At 72.8% G+C, this 17,639-nt stretch carries 19 protein-coding genes; 9 read left to right on the top strand and 10 right to left on the bottom strand.

Translation table 11 applies throughout. From position 1 onward, the window contains the following. On the top strand, positions 1–1,023 hold the full coding sequence (locus CFI00_RS03300) for a L,D-transpeptidase family protein (RefSeq protein WP_207083867.1): 1,023 nt from the start codon (positions 1–3) through the stop codon (positions 1,021–1,023). A gap of 2 nt (positions 1,024–1,025) precedes the next feature. Here CFI00_RS03300 and CFI00_RS03295 read toward each other — a convergent pair whose 3' ends face one another. Next, a complete protein-coding gene (locus CFI00_RS03295; RefSeq protein ID WP_207083866.1) occupies positions 1,026–2,213 on the bottom strand; it encodes an AMP-binding protein in 1,188 nt (395 codons plus the stop codon). Between the two features lie 119 nt (positions 2,214–2,332). Here CFI00_RS03295 and CFI00_RS03290 point away from each other — a divergent pair, with 119 nt between their 5' ends. Continuing rightward, positions 2,333–3,583: an isochorismate synthase gene (locus CFI00_RS03290; protein WP_242532662.1), complete on the top strand. Its 1,251-nt coding sequence runs from the start codon at positions 2,333–2,335 to the stop codon at positions 3,581–3,583. Positions 3,584–3,604: 21 nt separating this feature from the next. Here the strand turns inward: CFI00_RS03290 and CFI00_RS03285 are convergent, their stop codons facing one another. Next, positions 3,605–4,240, bottom strand: a complete 636-nt coding sequence (locus tag CFI00_RS03285) for an MBL fold metallo-hydrolase (protein ID WP_207083864.1) — start codon at positions 4,238–4,240, stop codon at positions 3,605–3,607. Between the two features lie 138 nt (positions 4,241–4,378). Here CFI00_RS03285 and CFI00_RS03280 point away from each other — a divergent pair, with 138 nt between their 5' ends. Next, positions 4,379–5,578 (top strand): glycoside hydrolase family 16 protein, encoded by a 1,200-nt coding sequence (locus CFI00_RS03280; RefSeq protein ID WP_207083863.1) that lies wholly within the window; start codon positions 4,379–4,381, stop codon positions 5,576–5,578. Positions 5,579–5,632: 54 nt separating this feature from the next. Here the strand turns inward: CFI00_RS03280 and menD are convergent, their stop codons facing one another. From menD to CFI00_RS03265, 3 genes are read right to left on the bottom strand one after another with little or no spacing between them, the layout of a single operon-like run. Next, a complete protein-coding gene (gene menD / locus CFI00_RS03275; protein ID WP_207083862.1) occupies positions 5,633–7,237 on the bottom strand; it encodes a 2-succinyl-5-enolpyruvyl-6-hydroxy-3-cyclohexene-1-carboxylic-acid synthase in 1,605 nt (534 codons plus the stop codon). Continuing rightward, positions 7,234–8,184, bottom strand: coding sequence for an o-succinylbenzoate synthase (locus CFI00_RS03270; protein ID WP_207083861.1), 951 nt, complete (start codon positions 8,182–8,184; stop codon positions 7,234–7,236). Before CFI00_RS03270 ends, menD begins: the two co-directional genes overlap by 4 nt. Further along, complete coding sequence (locus CFI00_RS03265; RefSeq protein ID WP_242532661.1) at positions 8,184–9,203, bottom strand: AMP-binding protein; 1,020 nt, start codon at positions 9,201–9,203, stop codon at positions 8,184–8,186. The genes CFI00_RS03270 and CFI00_RS03265 overlap by 1 nt, the downstream gene beginning before the upstream one ends. A gap of 34 nt (positions 9,204–9,237) precedes the next feature. Between CFI00_RS03265 and CFI00_RS03260 the strand changes: the two genes are divergently transcribed. From CFI00_RS03260 to CFI00_RS03240, 5 genes are read left to right on the top strand one after another with little or no spacing between them, the layout of a single operon-like run. Next, entirely contained in the window at positions 9,238–9,525 is a 288-nt protein-coding gene (locus CFI00_RS03260; RefSeq protein ID WP_207083859.1) for a DUF1330 domain-containing protein, read from the top strand. 1 nt (position 9,526) lies between these two features. Then, a complete protein-coding gene (locus CFI00_RS03255) occupies positions 9,527–9,691 on the top strand; it encodes a hypothetical protein (protein WP_207083858.1) in 165 nt (54 codons plus the stop codon). A 44-nt stretch (positions 9,692–9,735) separates the two neighbouring features. After that, positions 9,736–11,106 carry an MFS transporter gene (locus tag CFI00_RS03250; protein WP_207083857.1) on the top strand — a complete coding sequence of 457 codons (1,371 nt, stop codon included), beginning with the start codon at positions 9,736–9,738 and terminating at the stop codon, positions 11,104–11,106. After that, positions 11,090–11,965, top strand: coding sequence for a 1,4-dihydroxy-2-naphthoate polyprenyltransferase (locus CFI00_RS03245; RefSeq protein WP_207083856.1), 876 nt, complete (start codon positions 11,090–11,092; stop codon positions 11,963–11,965). Before CFI00_RS03250 ends, CFI00_RS03245 begins: the two co-directional genes overlap by 17 nt. Positions 11,966–12,004: 39 nt before the next feature. Beyond that, entirely contained in the window at positions 12,005–13,261 is a 1,257-nt protein-coding gene (locus CFI00_RS03240) for a GNAT family N-acetyltransferase (RefSeq protein ID WP_207083855.1), read from the top strand. A gap of 9 nt (positions 13,262–13,270) precedes the next feature. Here CFI00_RS03240 and CFI00_RS03235 read toward each other — a convergent pair whose 3' ends face one another. Further along, a complete protein-coding gene (locus CFI00_RS03235; RefSeq protein WP_207083854.1) occupies positions 13,271–13,552 on the bottom strand; it encodes a DUF4229 domain-containing protein in 282 nt (93 codons plus the stop codon). Between the two features lie 37 nt (positions 13,553–13,589). Between CFI00_RS03235 and CFI00_RS03230 the strand changes: the two genes are divergently transcribed. Beyond that, positions 13,590–13,775: a hypothetical protein gene (locus tag CFI00_RS03230; protein ID WP_207083853.1), complete on the top strand. Its 186-nt coding sequence runs from the start codon at positions 13,590–13,592 to the stop codon at positions 13,773–13,775. On the opposite strand, the gene ccsB is transcribed toward CFI00_RS03230, so the two are convergent. Genes ccsB through CFI00_RS03210 form a run of 4 tightly spaced genes read right to left on the bottom strand, consistent with a single transcriptional unit; the run spans position 13,689 to position 17,638 of the window. Then, positions 13,689–14,678 (bottom strand): c-type cytochrome biogenesis protein CcsB, encoded by a 990-nt coding sequence (ccsB, locus tag CFI00_RS03225; protein WP_207083852.1) that lies wholly within the window; start codon positions 14,676–14,678, stop codon positions 13,689–13,691. The genes CFI00_RS03230 and ccsB overlap by 87 nt on opposite strands. Beyond that, entirely contained in the window at positions 14,675–16,333 is a 1,659-nt protein-coding gene (locus tag CFI00_RS03220; RefSeq protein ID WP_242532660.1) for a cytochrome c biogenesis protein ResB, read from the bottom strand. The genes ccsB and CFI00_RS03220 overlap by 4 nt, the downstream gene beginning before the upstream one ends. After that, complete coding sequence (locus tag CFI00_RS03215) at positions 16,330–17,079, bottom strand: cytochrome c biogenesis protein CcdA (RefSeq protein ID WP_207083851.1); 750 nt, start codon at positions 17,077–17,079, stop codon at positions 16,330–16,332. Before CFI00_RS03215 ends, CFI00_RS03220 begins: the two co-directional genes overlap by 4 nt. Further along, on the bottom strand, positions 17,072–17,638 hold the full coding sequence (locus CFI00_RS03210; RefSeq protein ID WP_207083850.1) for a TlpA disulfide reductase family protein: 567 nt from the start codon (positions 17,636–17,638) through the stop codon (positions 17,072–17,074). Before CFI00_RS03210 ends, CFI00_RS03215 begins: the two co-directional genes overlap by 8 nt. Position 17,639: the final 1 nt, after the last annotated feature.

The following is a 17,639-nucleotide window of genomic DNA, read 5'->3' as shown; positions in this document are numbered from 1 at the left end:
ATGCCGCACCACACCTCGTCGCGCAGCTCGTCGCGCGCCGTCTCGCTCCTGCTCGCCCTGCTCTGCACCGTCGCGGTGCTCAGCGCCGTCGGCCCGTCCCCGTCGGCGGCCGCGCCGTCGAGCGGTGCGTCCGTGCGGGGCTTCGATCCGATGCGGCCCGGCGACAGCGGGTGGCGGGTGCGCGTGCTGCAGAGCCGGCTGCACCAGCTCGACCTGCACTCCGAGGTGGTGACCAACCGCTTCGACGAGGAGACCCGCACCGGGGTGGCGACCTTCCAGCGGCGCCGTGGGTGGACCGCCGACGGGGTCGTCGACGAGCGCACCTGGCTCAAGGTCGTCTCGCTCACCGCGCAGCCGACGACGGAGGCGCTGCACAACGTCTACACACCCGGTCGCGCCCTGCTCGAGCGCGGCGACACCGGGATGTGGGTGCGTCAGGTGCAGGCGCGACTCAAGCAGGTCCGGTGGTACGACGGCCGGGTGACGGGCCGCTACGCGCGCTCCACCGTCGTGGCCGTGCGGGGCTTCCAGGCCAAGCGCCGGATCCCGGTCACCGGCCAGGTCGACCGACGCACCCTGACGCGCCTGAAGGACATGACCAGCACGCCCACGAAGGCGGAGCTGTTCAACATCGTGCCGCAGGGACCCGCCCTCGACCCGCGCTGCACGACGGGCCGCGCGATGTGCGTCGACAAGTCGTCGCGCTCGCTGCGCTGGGTGGTCGACGGCGTGGTGCTGAAGACCGTCGAGGTCCGGTTCGGGTCCGACGAGCTGCCGACGCGCGAGGGCGCGTTCGCGGTCTTCCGCAAGTCGCGCGACCACGTCTCGAGCCTCTACGACACCCCGATGCCGTTCGCGATGTTCTTCTCCGGGGGCCAGGCCGTGCACTACTCCCCCGACTTCGCCGCCAACGGCTACAACGGGGCGTCGCACGGCTGCGTCAACGTCCGCGACCGGGCGGCGGTGGCGTGGCTGTTCGACCAGGTCAGGCTCGGCGACAAGGTGATCGTCTACCGGTCCTGACCTCAGCTCCCGGGTGCGCCCGCGAGGGAGAAGGCGCTGTCGAGGTCGCTGGTGCGGCCGCCGCGCCGCGGCAGCAGCTCCGAGGCCGCCTCGGCGGTCGGCGCCGCGGGAACCTGCACCACGGCGTGCTCCCGGCCCAGGTCCAACCGGATCGCGGGGTGGTGCGCGATCCGACCGACGCGGATGCCCAGGGTGGTGGCCAGACCGCTGATCGTGCGGTTCACCCGCGCGTCCAGGGCGAGCACGCGGACCCGACCGCCCCACCACGGCACGAGGGCGGAGACCTCGTCGGCGAGCCTGCGGCCACGCGACCCCAGGCGAGCCTCCGCCACGCGCGCCGAGGTCGCCTCGAGGACCTCCCGCGGGGTCGGGTGCCAGGGGGCGCCGTCGACGGTGCCCGCCTCGATGAGGTCCTCCAGGACGCGGGCGACGGTGTGGTCGAGCAGGACGTGGGTGGGCGAGAAGTGCGCGAGCGCCGCCTCGAGCCGCTCGGGACGCTCGACCCAGACCAGGACGCAGCCGGCACTGAGGTGCGCGTCGCGCACGACGGTGGTGAAGCGGTCGGCGGCCTCGCCGGTGAGCACGACGACGTCGTCGGCGGCGAGGTCGGACAGCGCGCCGGACGACTCGGGGCGGAAGAGCCAGGCCGGGCCCTTCTCCCGCGGCAGGCCGAGCACGGCGCTGCTCGGGGCGTCGGCGCGTACGCCGTCCACCCAGGCCAGCACGTCGGGCTGGCGCTTGCGGCGCTCGAGGCCCATCCCGCGCAGCCGCTCCCAGGAGCGGTCGTCGCACTCGAAGAGCTGTGCCTCGGCGAGGGCCGCGCGGCGCAGCAGGGCCAGGCGGCTCTCGTGGTCGACGATCACCAGGCGCACCTCGATCTCGTCGAGGAGTCGCGCGACCTCGGCAGGGTCGAGGTGCTCGGGCAGCAGCAGCGGCACGGCGCCGGCGATGCGGGTGGCGAGCTCGAGCTCGAGCAGCCGGATGCCGGTGGGCACCCGGATGACGACGACCGAGCCGGGATCGACCCCGGCCTCGATCATGCCGGCGGCGCCGTCGATGACGCGGCGGTAGAGCTCGTTCCAGGTCAGCGTCGACCAGGACGCGCCGCTCGGCTCGGCGACGGCGACCTCGAGGGCGCGTGCGCGGGCGTGGCGCGTGAGCCGCGTGAGCGGCGATTCCTGAGCAGGCACGGATGTCCCCTTCACTCCCTGGTGTACCGCCGCAACCTAGGTCAGCACCCGCCGCCCTGTTCACGCTTTGCGCCATCTGCGCGCGAGCGGTTCGGACCACCGGCGTAGGCTGCCGCCTCGTGACGACCCCCGCGTCCGCCGTCCCCGGACCTGCCGCGCCCCTCGTGGTGCGCACCGTGCCGGTGGACCTGGCGGACCTCCCGCTCCTCGACCTGCTGCCGCGTGAGGAGCCGGTCAGCTGGCTGCGCCGCGGCGAGGGCCTGGTGGGCTGGGGCGTCGCCGCCCGCCTGGAGACCTCCGGCCCCACCCGGTTCAGCGACGCGGTGAAGTGGTGGGCCGAGACCGTCGCCCGCGCCGAGGTCGACGACCGCGTCAACGAGCCCGGCACCGGGCTGGTGTGCTTCGGAGCCTTCGCGTTCGCCGACGATCCCGGCGAGTCGGTGCTGGTGATCCCGCAGGTCGTCCTGGGCCGGCGCGGTGACCGCACCTGGCTCACCACCGTCTCGGTCGAGGAGCCGACGCTGACCACCGCCACCCCGCCCGACCCGCCCGTTGGCCTCGTCTTCTCCGACGGAGCGCTCAACGGCGAGGAGTGGATGTCGGTCGTCGCGGAGGCCGTCGGACGCATCGCGGCGGGCGACCTGGAGAAGGTGGTCCTGGCCCGCGACCTGATCGCCACCACCGACGTCCCCCTCGACGTGCGTTGGCCGCTGCACCGCCTGGCCGAGCACTACGAGATGTGCTGGACCTTCCACGTCGACGGCATCTTCGGCGCCACCCCCGAGATGCTGGTGCGGCGCGAGCGCGGGCTGGTGACCTCGCGGGTGCTGGCCGGCACGATCCGGCGTACGGGTGACGACGACCGCGACCTGGCGCTCGCGGCCACGCTCGCGCGCTCGTCGAAGGACCTCGAGGAGCACGAGTACGCCGTGCGCTCGGTCGCCGATGCCCTGGAGCCGCACTGCTCGTCGATGAACGTGCCGGAGGCGCCGTTCGTCCTCCACCTGCCCAACGTGATGCACCTGGCCACGGACGTCAACGGCGTCGTCCACGACGAGGCGACGTCGCTGGAGCTCGCGGAGTCGCTGCACCCCTCGGCCGCCGTCGGCGGCACCCCGACACCCGCAGCGATCCGGCTGATCGACGAGATCGAGGGCATGCCGCGCGACCGCTACGCCGGTCCGGTCGGCTGGATGGACGCCTCGGGCGACGGCGAGTGGGGCATCGCGCTGCGCTCGGCGATGGTCATCGAGGAGGGCGTACGCCTCTTCGCCGGGTGCGGCATCGTCGCCAGCTCCGACCCCGAGGCCGAGCTCGCCGAGTCGCAGGCCAAGTTCGTCCCGGTGCGCGACGCGCTCAGCGCCGGCTGACTCCCACCGGCGCCCTCGCGGTCAGAGCCGCTGGCCGGGCTCGCGGCGCTCGAAGGACTGCCCGGCGGGGAGCAGGTTGGCCATGTGCGAGGCCACCATGTCGAGGCCGACGTCGCTGTAGATGCGGTCGTGGATGCCGAGCGACGTGGGCGCGCCCACCTCGCGCACGAAGTCGACCGCCTCCGACACCTTCAGCCACGGTGCGCTCACCGGCGCCAGCAGCACGTCGACGGGTCGTCCGGGCGCGGTGAGGGCGTCGCCGGGGTGGTAGACGCTGGTGCCACCGGACTCCAGGACGTAGCCGGAGTTGTCGAAGCGGTCGTAGTCGGGGTGGATCACGGCGTGCTTCTCGCCCACCACCTCCACCGACGTGCCCGCGACCTCGAGGCGGTCGCCGGGGCGTACGACGGTGACCCGCGCCGCGACGTCAGGAGCCTGGTCACGGAGCAGTCGGGCGACCGCCTCGATCGTCCAGATGCCCACGTCGGTGCCGCGCAGGTGGTCGGGGTGCACGTGGTCGGCGTGCTCGTGGGTGATGAGCACCGCGTCGGCGCCGTCGAGCGCCGAGGGGTCGGTGAAGACGCCCGGGTCGATGACGACGACACCGCCGTCGCCCTGGACACGGACGCAGGCGTGGCCGAGCTTGGTGATCTGCACGTGCCCAGACTAGGCCCGGGGCAACCGGCGGGGAATCGCCCGACGGGTGGGACGCAAGGTTAAGGTGTGACCAGCTCCCGACTGGGTGGAGTGCCCTGGGGGAAACACCGAATCGCACCCGAGACGAAGAGAGTTCACATGTCTGCACGCCGCGTGCTCGCAGGCAGCGTCGCCGCGCTGCTCCTGCCCGCGTCCCTTCTCCTGTCGACCGAGACCGGGTCGGCCACCGACCCCGCGACGCGTTCCGCGTCGGTCGCGGTGACGAAGAAGGCGAACCAGAAGATCTCGCTGGAGGTGCTTCCCCAGATCGTCCAGCAGGGCAAGCGCACGGCCAGCGCCAACTCGGCCAAGGCCGGCGTCACCGCCACCATCAAGCCGGTCAAGGTCGGCCGCAAGGTCGTGCTCGAGCAGCTCAACGGCTCGTCGTGGAAGAAGGTCGGCACCGCCAAGCAGGAGAGGTCGGGCCGCGCCCACTTCTCCGCCGTTGCCTCCAAGGGTGGCGCGGCCGTGACCTACCGGGTCGTCGCCCAGAAGTTCAAGGGCCTCAAGAAGGTCACCAGCGACACCGCCGACACCGCGCAGTGGCTGGTCCCGACCTTCACCGACGAGTTCTCCGGCAGCACCCTGAACCCGGTGTGGAGCATGCGCGGCCAGGACTACGAGCCGACCAGCAAGCGCAAGTGCTCCAAGGGCGACCCGAAGGCCGTCAAGGTCGGCGCGGGCGCGCTGCGTCTGAGCGTCATCAAGGACCGCGGGGCCAAGGGCAAGTGCCTGGCGAAGTCGCGCAAGGAGAAGAAGCGGATCGCCTACCGCCTCAACGGCCACGTCGGCACCAAGGACGGCTTCAGCTTCAAGTACGGCGTCGCTGCCGCCCGCATCAAGATGCACAAGAACCAGGGCCAGCACTCCAGCTTCTGGTCGCAGCCGACCAACGAGAACGGCCCGCACACCGACGGCCACGAGATCGACGTCATCGAGTACTTCGGCGACAAGCACCCGCAGGGCGGCCTCACGAGCTTCATCCACTGGTACAAGGGCAACAAGCTCATCAAGACCGGCTCGTGGATCAAGGACTCGAAGTCGTTCCTGAAGAACAAGCGCGACGGCTGGTCGAAGAACTACCACGTGTTCTCGGTCAAGTGGGACCCGAGCAAGATCGTCTTCTACATCGACGGCAAGGAGACCTGGCGCACGTCGGCCCGCGTCTCCAAGGAGCAGCAGTACCTCATCCTGAGCCTGCTGGCCTCCGACTACGAGGCGCTGGAGATGAGCGACAAGAAGCTCCCGCAGCACATGTACGTCGACTGGGTCCGCGTGTGGGAGACCCCGCAGGCCTGATCGGCTGAACGGCAACGACGACGCACCACACGGTCCGCGCGCTGGCCCCCGTCCTCAGGGGGCCAGCGCGCGGATCTTTTCGTCCAGCTCGCGACGGTTGTCGCGGCGTACGCGCGCCTCGACGACCTCGATGCCGCCGTTCGGCGAGGCGAGCGCCTGCTCGAGCTCCGGCAGGCTGTCGGCACGCAGGTGAGGGATCCGGGCGGCCGCGCACAGGCTGGCGAGGTCGACGCCGTGCGGGGTGCCGAAGAGGGTGTCGAAGCGGTCGGCGTGCTCCGGCGCGCCCTGCTCGAGGGTGGCGAAGATGGAGCCGCCGTCGTCGTTGACCACCACGATCGTGAGGTCGGGGCGCTCCTCGCGGGGACCGAGGAACAGCCCGGTCGTGTCGTGCAGGAAGGTCACGTCGCCGACCAGCGCGATCGCGCGCGACGACTGCGGGCGGCCCAGCGCGGCGCCGATCGCCGTGCTGGTGGTGCCGTCGATCCCCGCCAGGCCGCGGTTGGCGATCACCTTGCGACGCCCGCCCACCTCGTAGGGCGCGACCATCAGGTCCAGGTCGCGGACCGGGTTCGAGGCGCCCACGACGAGCAGCCCGCCCGGCGGAACTGCGCGGCTCACCGCGCCCGCCACCTCGTGGGGGGTGAGACCGGGCTCCGCGGCGAGGAGCCGGTCGAGCCTGCGGCCGGCGGACCGGTCGGCGAGGCGCCACTCCTCCAGCCACGCGGGGTCGTCGGCGACCGCGACCCGGGCACCGTCGTGCTCGCCCGACACCGGGAAGGGCCGGTCCGGCCAGGTGCCACGGTGCCGGACCGACACCACCTCGACGCCGTCGCGGGCGAGCAGGCGCGCCACCGGGCGGGACAGGGTCGGGTGGCCGAACACCACCACGCGCTGGATGCGGTCGCCCAGCCCGGTGCCGAGGAGGAGGCGGTAGGTGCGGATGACTGTGTCACCGGTGCGGCAGCCGCTGGACGGCTCGGCCAGCAGCGGCCAGCTGCCGTCCTCCGCGAGCTGGCGGGCCGGCGGGCCGGCGTCGTCACCGGCGACCACCACGGTGCGCGGACCCGGGGCGAGCTCGGTTACCTCCCGTGCAGGCGCCTGCAGCGTGACTGCCCACGTGGGCACGTCCCCGCCGTCCCAGCCGTCGTCGTCGGGCAGCAGCGGGTCGTCGAGCTGGACGTTGAGGTGGACCGGTCGCACCCACTCGTGGGTGCGGACGAAGGCCAGCAGCTCGTCGAGCTCCGCCGCCGCCACGTCGAGCGTCGGTGCGAAGGCGCCGAAGATGCCGACCTGGTCGGTGGTCTGGTTGGCGCCGGTGCCCCGCAACCGCGCGGGCCGGTCGGCGGTCACCACCACGAGCGGGACCCCGGCGTGCGCTGCCTCGACCACGGCGGGCAGCAGGTTGGCCACCGCCGTGCCCGACGTGCAGACCACGGCCGCGGGGCGCCTGGTCACCTTGCCGAGGCCGAGCGCGAGGAAGCCGGCCGTGCGCTCGTCGATGCGGGTGTGCAGGCGCAGCCCGCCGGCCTGCGCGGCGTCGTACAGCGCGAAGGACAGCGGGGCGTTGCGCGAGCCGGGCGCGAGCACCACCTCGCGCACCCCGGACCCGCGGAGCGCGGTCACGACGGTGCGGGCGAGCGCGGTCGACGGGGTGGTCATGTCCGGGGATCCTGCCCTACCGACGCCAGCCGCGCGCGCCAGTGCGCGACGCGGTCGTCGGCGGCGGCGACCCCGGCCAGGGCGGCCTCGTCGACGTCAGGGCGGACGACGGCCAGCATGCCGTCGACCGGCAGCAACGGCTGCGCCACGACGTCACCGGTGAGCATCTGGACGGTGGCGAGCCCGCTGGCGTGGTGGAGCTCGGGCAGGGCGGCCGCGAGGGCGACGCCGGCGGCGATGCCGATGCTCGACTCGATGGCGCTCGAGACGACCACGGGCAGCCCGATGTCCTCGGCGATCCGCAGGCAGGCGCGTACGCCGCCCAGCGGCTGCACCTTGAGCACGGCGATGTCGGCCGCCTCGAGGTCGCGGACGCGGTAGGGGTCCTCGGCGCGCCGGATCGACTCGTCGGCGGCGATCGGGACGGAGACGCGGCGGCGCACGACGGCGAGGTCCTCGACCGAGGCGACCGGCTGCTCGACGTACTCCAGCCCGCCAGCAGCCCGGTCGAGGGCGGCGATCGCCCGGACCGCCTCGTCGACGTCCCAGGCGCCGTTGGCGTCGACCCGGACCAGCCCGTCGGGACCGAGCGCGTCGCGGACGGCCTCGACCCGCGCGAGGTCGTCGGCCAGCACCTGACCGCGCTCGGCGACCTTGACCTTGGCGGTGCGGCAACCGCCGGCGGTGACGATCGCGTGCGCTCGCACGGGGTCGGTCGCGGGGACGGTGACGTTGACGGGCACGCGGTCGCGCAGCGGCGTCGGCCAGCCCCTGTCGGCGGCCTCGCGGGCGGCCGCCAGCCACGGCCGCGCGGTGGCGTCGTCGTACTCCAGGAAGGGCGACCACTCCCCCCAGCCGGCCTCGCCGCGCAGGAGCACTCCCTCCCGCACCGTGATGCCACGGAAGCGGGTGCGCAGCCCGATCGCGAAGACGTGCAGGTCGCGCATCACAGGCCGGCCCGGATGGCCTGGCGGTCGACCTTGCCGTTGGGCAGGAGCGGGAGATGCTCGACCCACCGGAACTCGCGCGGGGCCCACGATCGCGGGTGCTCGGCGCTGACCCAGTCGCGCAGCTCGGCCTCGTGGGCGGTGCCGACGAGCACCGCGACGAGCCTCTGGCCCCACTCGGGGTCGGGCACGCCGAAGACCTCGGCCTGCTGCACCAGCAGGTGGCGGCGCAACCGGTCGGCGACCGCGGTGAGCGGGATCTTCACCCCGCCGCTGATGACGACGTCGTCGACGCGGCCGAGGACCTGCAGGCGCCCGTCCTCGTCGAAGCGGCCTGCGTCGGAGGTGACGTACCAGCCGTCCACGACCGCCGCGGCGGTGAGCTCCGGGTCGTGGTCGTAGTGGCTGAACAGGGTCGGGCCGCCGATGCGGATGCGCCCGTCCGCGCCGAGGGTCACCGCCACGCCGTCGAGCGGCACGCCGTCGTAGACGCACCCGCCCGCGGTCTCCGACGAGCCGTAGGTCGAGACCAGCCGGACACCCTGCTCCTCGGCGCGCCGGCGCAGGTCGGTGTCGAGCCCGGCGCCACCGACGAGCACGGTGTGGCAGCGCGCGAGCGCCGCGACCTGATCGGGGTCGGTCATGATCCGGTGCAGCTGGGTCGGGACGAGGGAGACGAAGGTCGGGGTGTCGCCGTGGTGGGCCGCCGAGGCGCGCCCGACGTCGAGCCCGTCGACGACGACCGGCTCGTGCCCGGCGACCAGGGAGCGCACGATGACCTGCACCCCGGCGACGTACGACGACGGCAACGCCAGCAGCCAGCGGCCGGACGCGCCCAGCCTCCGCGCCGACGCCTCGACGCTCGCGAGGACGGCCCGGCGGGGCAGCACGACGCCCTTGGGCCGGCCGGTGGAGCCGGAGGTCTCGATCAGCAGCGGGGCGGGGGTGTCGGCCTCGAGCCAGCGCGACAGCTGCCTGATCGCGACCGAGGGCTCGTCCGAGGGCCGGAGGTGACTCACACGCCGAACGCTAGTGCTCCGTAGGCTGTGGGTCATGAGTGCCTACTGGATCTGCGTCTACACGGCCGTGCACGACGCCGACAAGGTCGCGGCGTACGCCGAGCTCGCCGGGCCGGCCATCCGCGAGGCGGGCGGCCGGTTCCTCGCGCGCGGCAACCCCGAGGTGACCTACGAGCAGGGCGAACGGACCCGCACCGTCGTGATCGAGTTCGAGTCGGTGGAGGCTGCCCGCGCCGCACACGACAGCGAGGCCTACCAGGAGGCCCTGCGCGCCCTGGGCGACGGCGCCGACCGCGACCTGCGCGTGGTGCCGGGGGCCTAGCGTGGACCTCTTCCGGCTCGTGCTCGTCGTCCTGGTGACGACGGGCGTGGTCGTGGCCATCCTGCTGTTCGAGAAGCGACGTGCCGAGGGCATCCGCCGCGACACCGGGCGGATGGCCGAGGGACGGGACCCAGGACGTGACGAGGACGACCCTCCTGCCGGCTGAATGACAGGACGCCCGGCTGCCCCCGCGGGAGAGGATGGCCGGCGATGCTCACCGCCCTGAAGAACTACGCCACGCCCCCGTCCACCCTCGCCGGCCGGTTGTCCGCGCAGTCCCTGATCTTCGCCTCCGCGGACGGCGCCTTCCTGGCCGGCTCGGCGGTGTTCTTCGTCTTCGTGGTGGGCCTGTCGCTCGGCGAGGTGGGCATCGGCCTCACCGTCGCCGCGGTCGCGAGCTTCGTGGTGGCTGTCCCAGCAGGCAAGCTGGTGGACCGCTTCGGCCCCAAGCGGATGTGGGCGCTGAGCGCCCTGCTGCAGGGCGCCCTGTTCGCGGTGTGGCCGTGGATCGACAGCTTCCCCGAGTACGTCGCCCTCGCGGTCGCGATGGAGGTCGTCGGCACGCTGGCCGGCACGGCCCACGGCGCCTACGTCATCGACGTGCTGGCCCCGGCGGAGCGGGTCGAGTCCCGGGCCTACATGTACTCCGCGCTCAACCTCGGCTTCAGCCTCGGTGGACTCATCGGCGTCATGGCGATCGCCTTCGGCACCGAGGCGCTGCGGTGGGCGCCGATGCTGAGCGCCGTGCTCTTCCTGGCCAACAGCATCGCGGTGCTCCGACTGCCCGATGCGAGCCACGACGTGCGCGGCCCCGAGCCGCGGGCGAAGCCGGAGGGCATCCCCGCGATCCGCAACCGCAGCTGGATCGCCGTCACCGCCCTGACCGGCGTGATGTGGACCAACCAGGTGCTGCTGCACACGGTCATCCCGGTGTGGCTGGTGACCGAGACCGACGCCCCCGAGGAGCTGGTCGCGCTGCTCTTCGGCACCAACACGCTCATGTGCATCGTCCTGCCCCGCCTGGCGTCCCGCGGGATCCGCGACGTCGGGACGGCGCTGCGGGCGGTGCGCCTGTCGACGGTCTTCTTCGTCCTCACCTGCATCATCACGCTCGTCACCCACGAGACCGTCGGGTGGCTGACGATCGCCCTCTTCTTCCTCGGCCACGTCGTCCTCACCTGGTCCGAGCTCTTCCTGTCCGCCTCGGGCTGGACGCTCGAGGTCGAACTGATGGACCCGCGCCGCCGCGGCGACTACCAGGGCGTCTCGGAGCTCGGAGGCACGCTGGGGAGGTTCTGGGCGCCGGCGGTCTACGGCTTCCTCGCCATGGAGTGGGGCGCCTGGGGCTGGCTCACCATCGCCGCGATCGTGACCGCTGCCGCGACCGGACTGCACTTCGCGGCCCACGCGGGCCGACGCTGGCTCGAGCAGCACGTGCCCGCCGACGTCCTCGCGGACGCACGAGCGGGCGCCGCGGACGTCGACGACGCCGCCGCCGCCGGGCCACCCTCGCTGCTCGAGCCCGACTCCCCACTTCCCCCGTCCTCACTGACACAATCCGGCAGTGACCTCCACCGCTGACTGGCTCGCCGGCGCCCGGCCGCGCACCCTGCCCGCCGCCGTCGCCCCGGTGCTGGCCGGCACCGGCGTCGCGGCGTACGCCGACCACGCGGTGTGGTGGAAGGCCCTGCTGGCCCTCGTCGTCAGTCTCGCCCTCCAGGTGGGGGTCAACTACGCCAACGACTACTCCGACGGCATCCGCGGCACCGACGCCGACCGGGTCGGGCCGATGCGGCTGGTGGGCTCTGGCGCGGCGCCCCCGCGAGCGGTGAAGGCAGCGGCCTTCGCCGCCTTCGGCGTGGCCGCGGTGGCCGGGCTGGTCCTCGCCGCGACGACCGCCTGGTGGCTGGTGGCCGTGGGCCTGGTGTGCGTCGTGGCGGCGTGGTTCTACACCGGCGGCGACAAGCCCTACGGCTACCTCGGGCTCGGCGAGGTCATGGTGTTCGTCTTCTTCGGCCTCGTCGCGGTGATCGGCACGACCTTCGTCCAGACGCAGACCTGGGAGTGGGCGGCCCTCTACGCCGGCGTCGGCATCGGGGCGCTGGCCTGCGCGATCCTGGTCGCCAACAACCTGCGCGACATCCCCACCGACACCGTCGCCGGCAAGCGCACCCTGGCCGTGCGTCTCGGCGACGAGCGCACCCGCCACCTCTACGCCTTCCTGGTCCTGGTCGCAGCCGCTGCGGTCGTCGCGATCGCCGCGGCCACGACGTGGTGGGCGCTGCTCGGGCTCGGCTTCCTGGCCCGCGCGGGCGCCCCGACCCGCGCCGTCCTCAACGGCGCGACGGGGCCCGCCCTCATCCCGGTCCTCGCCGCCACGGGCGCCTCCGAGCTGCTGTGGTCGGTGCTCGTCGCGGCGCCGCTGCTCCTGCTCGGATAACCCGTGGCGGGCCACCGGGCCGCTCACTAGCGTGAACGGGTGGACTACGACTTCGCCCTCCTCGACTTCTCCGACGACTCCCCCGACGCGGCCGCCCGCCGTCGCGGGTGGATCGAGGCGGTCCTGCGCGGCTTCCGCGACGACCGGCCCGAGGACGACAGCGTCGAGCGGTGGATCAGGCACTACCGCGCCGACGACGTGACCGTCCGCGGCGCCTGGCTGCCCGAGGGCGAGCTCGGTGCAGGGCCCATGCCCGTCGCCACCTATGCGAGCCTCGACAAGACCCTCAACGCCGGCCGCGAGCTGCTGCCGCTGCGGATGATCACCGACGTCACCACCAGCGCGGCCCACCGCCGCAGGGGCCTGCTGCGCCGGCTCATCGAGGACGACCTCTCCGACGCCGTGGCCCAGGGCGTGCCGATGGCCGCCCTGACCGCGGCCGAGGCCACCATCTACGGCCGCTGGGGCTTCGGTCCGGCCACCTTCCGCACCGGCGTCACCGTCGACACGACGCCCGGCTTCGGGTTCCGCGACTTCCGCGACCCCGGCCGCGTCGAGCTCCTCGAGCCCGCGGAGGCGTGGCCGCACGTCAAGGCCGTCTTCGACACCTTCCACGCCCGCCAGCGCGGCTCGGTGGCCTGGCCCTCGCCGTACGAGGACATGCACACCGGCGCCTGGGATCCCAGCAGCGGCGGCGCCAACCGCAAGATCCGGGTCGTGGTGCACCTCGACGCGGGCGGCACGGTCGACGCCTTCGCCATCTGGAGGCCCGGCGAGGACAAGACGGTGAAGGTCGACGAGATGGTCGCCCTCACCCCGCAGGCCCAGCTCGCGCTCTGGTCCTTCCTCGGCGACATGGACCAGACCGCCAAGGTCACCTTCAACCTGTTCCACCCCGAGGACCCGCTGATGTGGGCCCTCACCGACCTCGACCGGGTGAGCACGACCGAGGTCCAGGAGTTCCTCTGGCTGCGGGTGCTCGACCTCCCCCGCGCCCTCGCCGCCCGCCCGTGGGCCACCGACGGCTCGGTCGTGGTCGAGGTCGACGACCCGCAGGGCCACGCGGCCGGGCGCTTCGCCGTCACGACCGCGGACGGTGAGGCGACGGTCGTCCGCACCGACGACGCGGCCGACGTACGCCTCAGCGCGGAGACGCTGGGCTCGCTCTACCTCGCTGCCGTGCCGGTGCGGCAGCTGCACCGTGCCGGGCGCCTGGCGGGCTCGGAGGACTCCGTACGCCGCTTCGCAGCGATGGCGGACCTCAGCGAACCGGCGTACAGCCTGACGGGCTTCTGAGCGCGAGGCTCAGCGCGGGTCCTCGTGGTCGTCGCGGTCCTCGCGGGCCTTGCGCTCCTCGAAGGCGGCGGCCGCTCGGGAAGCCCGCTCCTCGACGCGACGGGCGAACGCCTCGCGCTGGCGGTCGAGGACGAAGTAGGACGCGATCCCGGAGATCAGGAAGGCGAGCACGACCGCCCAGAACAGGTTGTAGCGCCCGCCGAGGACCAGCGCCATCAGTCCGATGACGATCCCGAACGAGGCGAGGAACAGCACGATCCGCAGGGCGGTGTAGACCACGAACTCCTTCACGGCGACCAGCCTAGGTGGACCTGACTACATTGGAGGAATGCTGAAGGTGCTGCTCGTGATGGCCGCGATCGCGGTCGTCGTGTGGGTGCTGGTCAAGCTCGCGCTGCGCCGCCTCGACGGCGGCAGCGGCGGTGCTTCACCGCCGCGGGTGGTCGGCCCCGACGACGACCCGGACTTCCTGCGGGGCCTCGACCGGCGCCGCCGCGACCCGGAGGACGACTGAGCGCTCCGCACCCGCGCCCTCGGCGTAGGAGTGCTGGCTGGAGCTGCTGAAGAAGTTGATGCCGATGAAGTTGAACCACAGCGTCGCGGCACCGACCAGCGCCAGGATCGCGGCATTGCGCCCGCGCCAGCCCGCGGTCGCGCGGGCGTGCAGGTAGGCGGCGTAGACCACCCAGGTGATGAAGGCCCACACCTCCTTGGGGTCCCAGTTCCAGTAGGCACCCCACGCCTGGTGCGCCCAGATCGGGCCGGTGATGAGGACCGCGAAGGTCCACACCGGGAAGCCGAAGGCGTGCATCCGGTAGGACAGCCGGTCCAGGACCTTGGGCTCGGGCACCCGGGCGAGGTAGCCCGTGGTCGCGCTCGAGCGCGCCTTGACGAGGTAGAGCACCGAGAGCAGCGCGCCGATGGTGAAGGCGCCGGTCGAGATCACGGCCGAGACGACGTGGATCACCAGCCACGGGGAGTTGAGCGCGTCCGGGAGCGGCAGGACCGCGTCGTCCAGGCCGAGGAACGCCGCCATCAGCGAGGCCACGACGAAGGTGGAGACCAGCGGGCCGAGCCACTGGATGTCGAGTCGGAGCGTCGAGAGCACGAAGATCAGCGCCACCACGAAGGTGCCCGAGATCGTGAACTCGTACATGTTGCCCCACGGCACCCGGTTGGGGTCGGCCGCGAGGCCGCGCGCCACGAGCGCGACGAGGTGGATCACCACGCCGAAGACGGACAGCACCAGCGCCAGGCGACCGGCCATGGCGGTGCGCTGGTCCGTCACCTCCTCGTCCTTCGCCACGCTGCGCAGGCCGGCCAGCTCGAAGAAGTAGGCCAGCATGGCGAGGAAGTAGAGCACCGCCGCGGCGATGACGCCCTGGTAGCTGAAGACCTCCCACTGTGCGTCGGTCACGACTGATCCTTCCTGCTGCTGCTCGTCGGCTGCGGGCCCGTGGGGGCCTGCAGTGATGCCACGATCTCGGCGAGCTCGGCCGCGCCGTCCTCGGGGTCTCCCCCGGACGACCGGTCCAGCCGCGCCACCTCGACCCGCGTGGTCCCGTCGTCCTGCCTGCGCGCGCGCACCCACATCCGGCGCGGGCGGATGAAGAGCGAGCCCAGCAGGCCGACCAGGGCGAGCACCACGCCGCCGAGCGCCACCAGCTTGCCGGGGCTGCGGCTGATCTGGATCTTGTTCCAGCGCTGCACGCCCTCGAACGTCACCGTGCCGAGGCCGTCGGGCAGCGTCACGGTGTCGCCGGGCCGCAGGTCCATCCGGAACGGCTGGCCGTTGTCCTTCAGGACCTGGGTCGCGTCGGCCTTGTCGAGGACGTAGACCGACGAGGCGGAGCCGTCGTCGATGCCGAGGTCACCGGTCCACAGGCTCATCGAGATCAGGGGGTCGCCCAGGGATCCGAAGATCGACGACGGCATGGTGAGGTTGCCGTCGGCGTCGCGGCCCATCGCGAAGGTCGGGTAGAAGGTGCCCTCGAGCCCGATCTGCTCGGGCTGGGCGAAGGGCGCCTTGACCACGCCGAACGACTCGAAGGTCTGGCCGTTGGTCGGCAGGAACACCACGGGGCCGGACTTGGTGACCTCGCCCTCGCCGTCGCGGATCGTGATGACCGGGGCGTAGCCGTGGCCGATGAGGAAGATGTCGGTGCCGCCGATGGTCAGCGGGTGGTTGACCCTCAGGTCGTAGTCCCGGGTCTCGCCGCCGGGCTCGGTCTCGTAGGCCAGCTCGGCGACGAACTCGCGCGCCATGCCGGCTCGGTCACCCTCGGTGAGCCAGTCGACCTGGAAGTCGGTGATGCTGAAGGAGAAGGGCTCCATCACGTCGGGGTCGAAGAGCGACCCCGGCGCGAAGTCGTCGTACTGGGTGAGGTTGTTGGAGAAGCCGTAGTCCTCGCCGTTGAGCATGATGACGCCGCCCTTGTAGCCGAAGAGGCTGCCGACGGCGACGCCGACGAGGACCACGATCACGGCGAGGTGGAACAGCAGGTTGCCGGCCTCGCGGAGGTAGCCGCGCTCGGCGGACACCGCGTCGGGCTCCCTGGACGTCTCCACCCGGAACCGCTTGCTCCGCAGGGCGTCCGCGGCGCGCGCCAGCACGTCGTCGGGGGACTCGTCGGTGGTGTACGCCGTCGACTCGGGCAGCCGGGTGAGGTGCCGCGGGGCGCGGGGCGGCCGGGCCCGCAGGGCGCGGGCGTAGACGAACAGGCGCGGGATGATGCAGCCGACCAGCGAGATCATCAGCAGGATGTAGATCGCGGAGAACCACACCGAGCCGTAGACGGAGAACAGGTCGAGCCGGTCCCAGATGGGCGCCAGGCGCGGGTGGTTGTCACGCCACTGCGAGACCGCCAGGGAGTCGATGTCCTCCTGCGGGATCACCGAGCCGGGGATCGCCGCGAGCGCGAGCAGCAGGAGCAGCACGAGGGCGGTGCGCATCGACGTGAGCTGGCGCCACGACCAGCGCGCGAGCTCGCGCGCGTTCAGGTCGTTGGGGAGGGACGTGGCCTGGCGGTCGTCGGACGACCGCTGGCGCAGGTCGGGCTGGAGGTCGGTCACACCGGCACCGCGAAGCCCTGGACGACCTGGAGCTGGAGCCACTGCACGATGCGGTCCCACCAGCCCGAGACGAGCAGGAGGCCGACGAGGATCATCATCGCGCCGCCGAGGCGTACGACGAGCACCTGGTGGCGCCGGATCACGGCGAAGGCGCCGAGCATGCGGCGGTAGGCCAGCGCGGCCACGATGAAGGGCAGCCCCAGGCCGAGCGCGAAGACGGCCGAGAGCAGGGCTCCCCGGGCTGCGGTGCCCTCACCGACCGACAGGACGTTGATGGCCGCCAGCGTCGGGCCCACGCACGGCGTCCAGCCGACTCCGAAGAGGAAGCCGATCAGCGGGGCGGCGGCGAGGCCGACGGCGGGGACCTTGTGGATCCGCCAGTCCCGCTGGAGGAAGCCGAAGGCGCCGAGGAACGCGACCCCGAGCAGGATCATGATCACGCCGAGCACGCGGTTGAGCTCGCGGACGTGGGTGAACAGCCAGGCCCCGGCCGCGCCGGTGAGGCTGCCGAGGAGGACGAAGACGACCGAGAAGCCGAGGACGAAGAGGACCGCGCCGAGCACCAGCCGGCTGCGGCGGGCCTGCTCGAGGTCGCCGCCCGAGATGCCGGTGGCGTAGGAGAGGTAGCCCGGGAGCAGCGGGATCACGCAGGGGCTGAAGAACGAGATGAGCCCGGCGGCCAGCGCCACCGGCAGCGCCAGCAGCATCGACCCGGACAGCGCCGTCTCCTGGAACCAGTCACTCATCGAGGACCGCCTCCACCAGCGAGACCAGCGTCTGGGTCGTGGGGATCCGGCCGTTGACCGAGGCCGCGATCCGGCCCTCGGCGTCGAGCACGACCGTGCTCGGGATCGAGCGCGGGGTGAGGGTGCCGGCGAAGGGCAGCAGCGCGGCGCCGTCGGCGGAGTAGATCGAGGGGTAGGGCACCTCGAGGTCGCGGACGTAGGCCTGCGCGTCCTCGGGCGAGGCGTCGCGGATGTTGAGGCCGACGAACGCGACCCGGTCGCCGAGCTCGCCCACCGCCTCGTTGAGGTCGGGCTGCTCGGTGATGCACGGCGGGCACCACGAGGCCCACACGTTGACCACGACCGGCTTGCCGCGCAGGTCGGCCAGGTCGACGTCGCCGCCCTCGAGGTCGGTGCCGCTCAGCTCGACCGGCTCCCCGCGGTCCACCGGCTCCACCTCGGTGGGCACCCCGGTGCCGGAGATGTAGCCCTTCTCGCCGGTGCCGGACAGGCCGGAGCAGCCCGTCAGCGCGAGCAGGCAGGCGAGCGCCACGAGGGGCGCGGCGAGGCGGCGCGGCATC

The organism is Nocardioides sp. S5, assembly GCF_017310035.1.
Classification (GTDB): domain Bacteria; phylum Actinomycetota; class Actinomycetes; order Propionibacteriales; family Nocardioidaceae; genus Nocardioides.
This window is presented reverse-complemented; position numbering and strand designations above follow the sequence as displayed.

Excerpts from the sequence above, each read along its gene's own strand:
- CFI00_RS03300 (WP_207083867.1), top strand. The coding sequence starts at position 1 with ATGCCGCACCACACCTCGTCGCGCAGCTCGTCGCGCGCCGTCTCGCTC.
- CFI00_RS03250 (WP_207083857.1), top strand. The coding sequence starts at position 9,736 with ATGCTCACCGCCCTGAAGAACTACGCCACGCCCCCGTCCACCCTCGCC.
- menD (WP_207083862.1), bottom strand. The coding sequence starts at position 7,237 with ATGACCACCCCGTCGACCGCGCTCGCCCGCACCGTCGTGACCGCGCTC.
- CFI00_RS03210 (WP_207083850.1), bottom strand. The coding sequence starts at position 17,638 with ATGCCGCGCCGCCTCGCCGCGCCCCTCGTGGCGCTCGCCTGCCTGCTC.
- CFI00_RS03270 (WP_207083861.1), bottom strand. The coding sequence starts at position 8,184 with ATGCGCGACCTGCACGTCTTCGCGATCGGGCTGCGCACCCGCTTCCGT.
- CFI00_RS03260 (WP_207083859.1), top strand. The coding sequence starts at position 9,238 with ATGAGTGCCTACTGGATCTGCGTCTACACGGCCGTGCACGACGCCGAC.
- CFI00_RS03280 (WP_207083863.1), top strand. The coding sequence starts at position 4,379 with ATGTCTGCACGCCGCGTGCTCGCAGGCAGCGTCGCCGCGCTGCTCCTG.
- CFI00_RS03230 (WP_207083853.1), top strand. The coding sequence starts at position 13,590 with ATGCTGAAGGTGCTGCTCGTGATGGCCGCGATCGCGGTCGTCGTGTGG.
- CFI00_RS03215 (WP_207083851.1), bottom strand. The coding sequence starts at position 17,079 with ATGAGTGACTGGTTCCAGGAGACGGCGCTGTCCGGGTCGATGCTGCTG.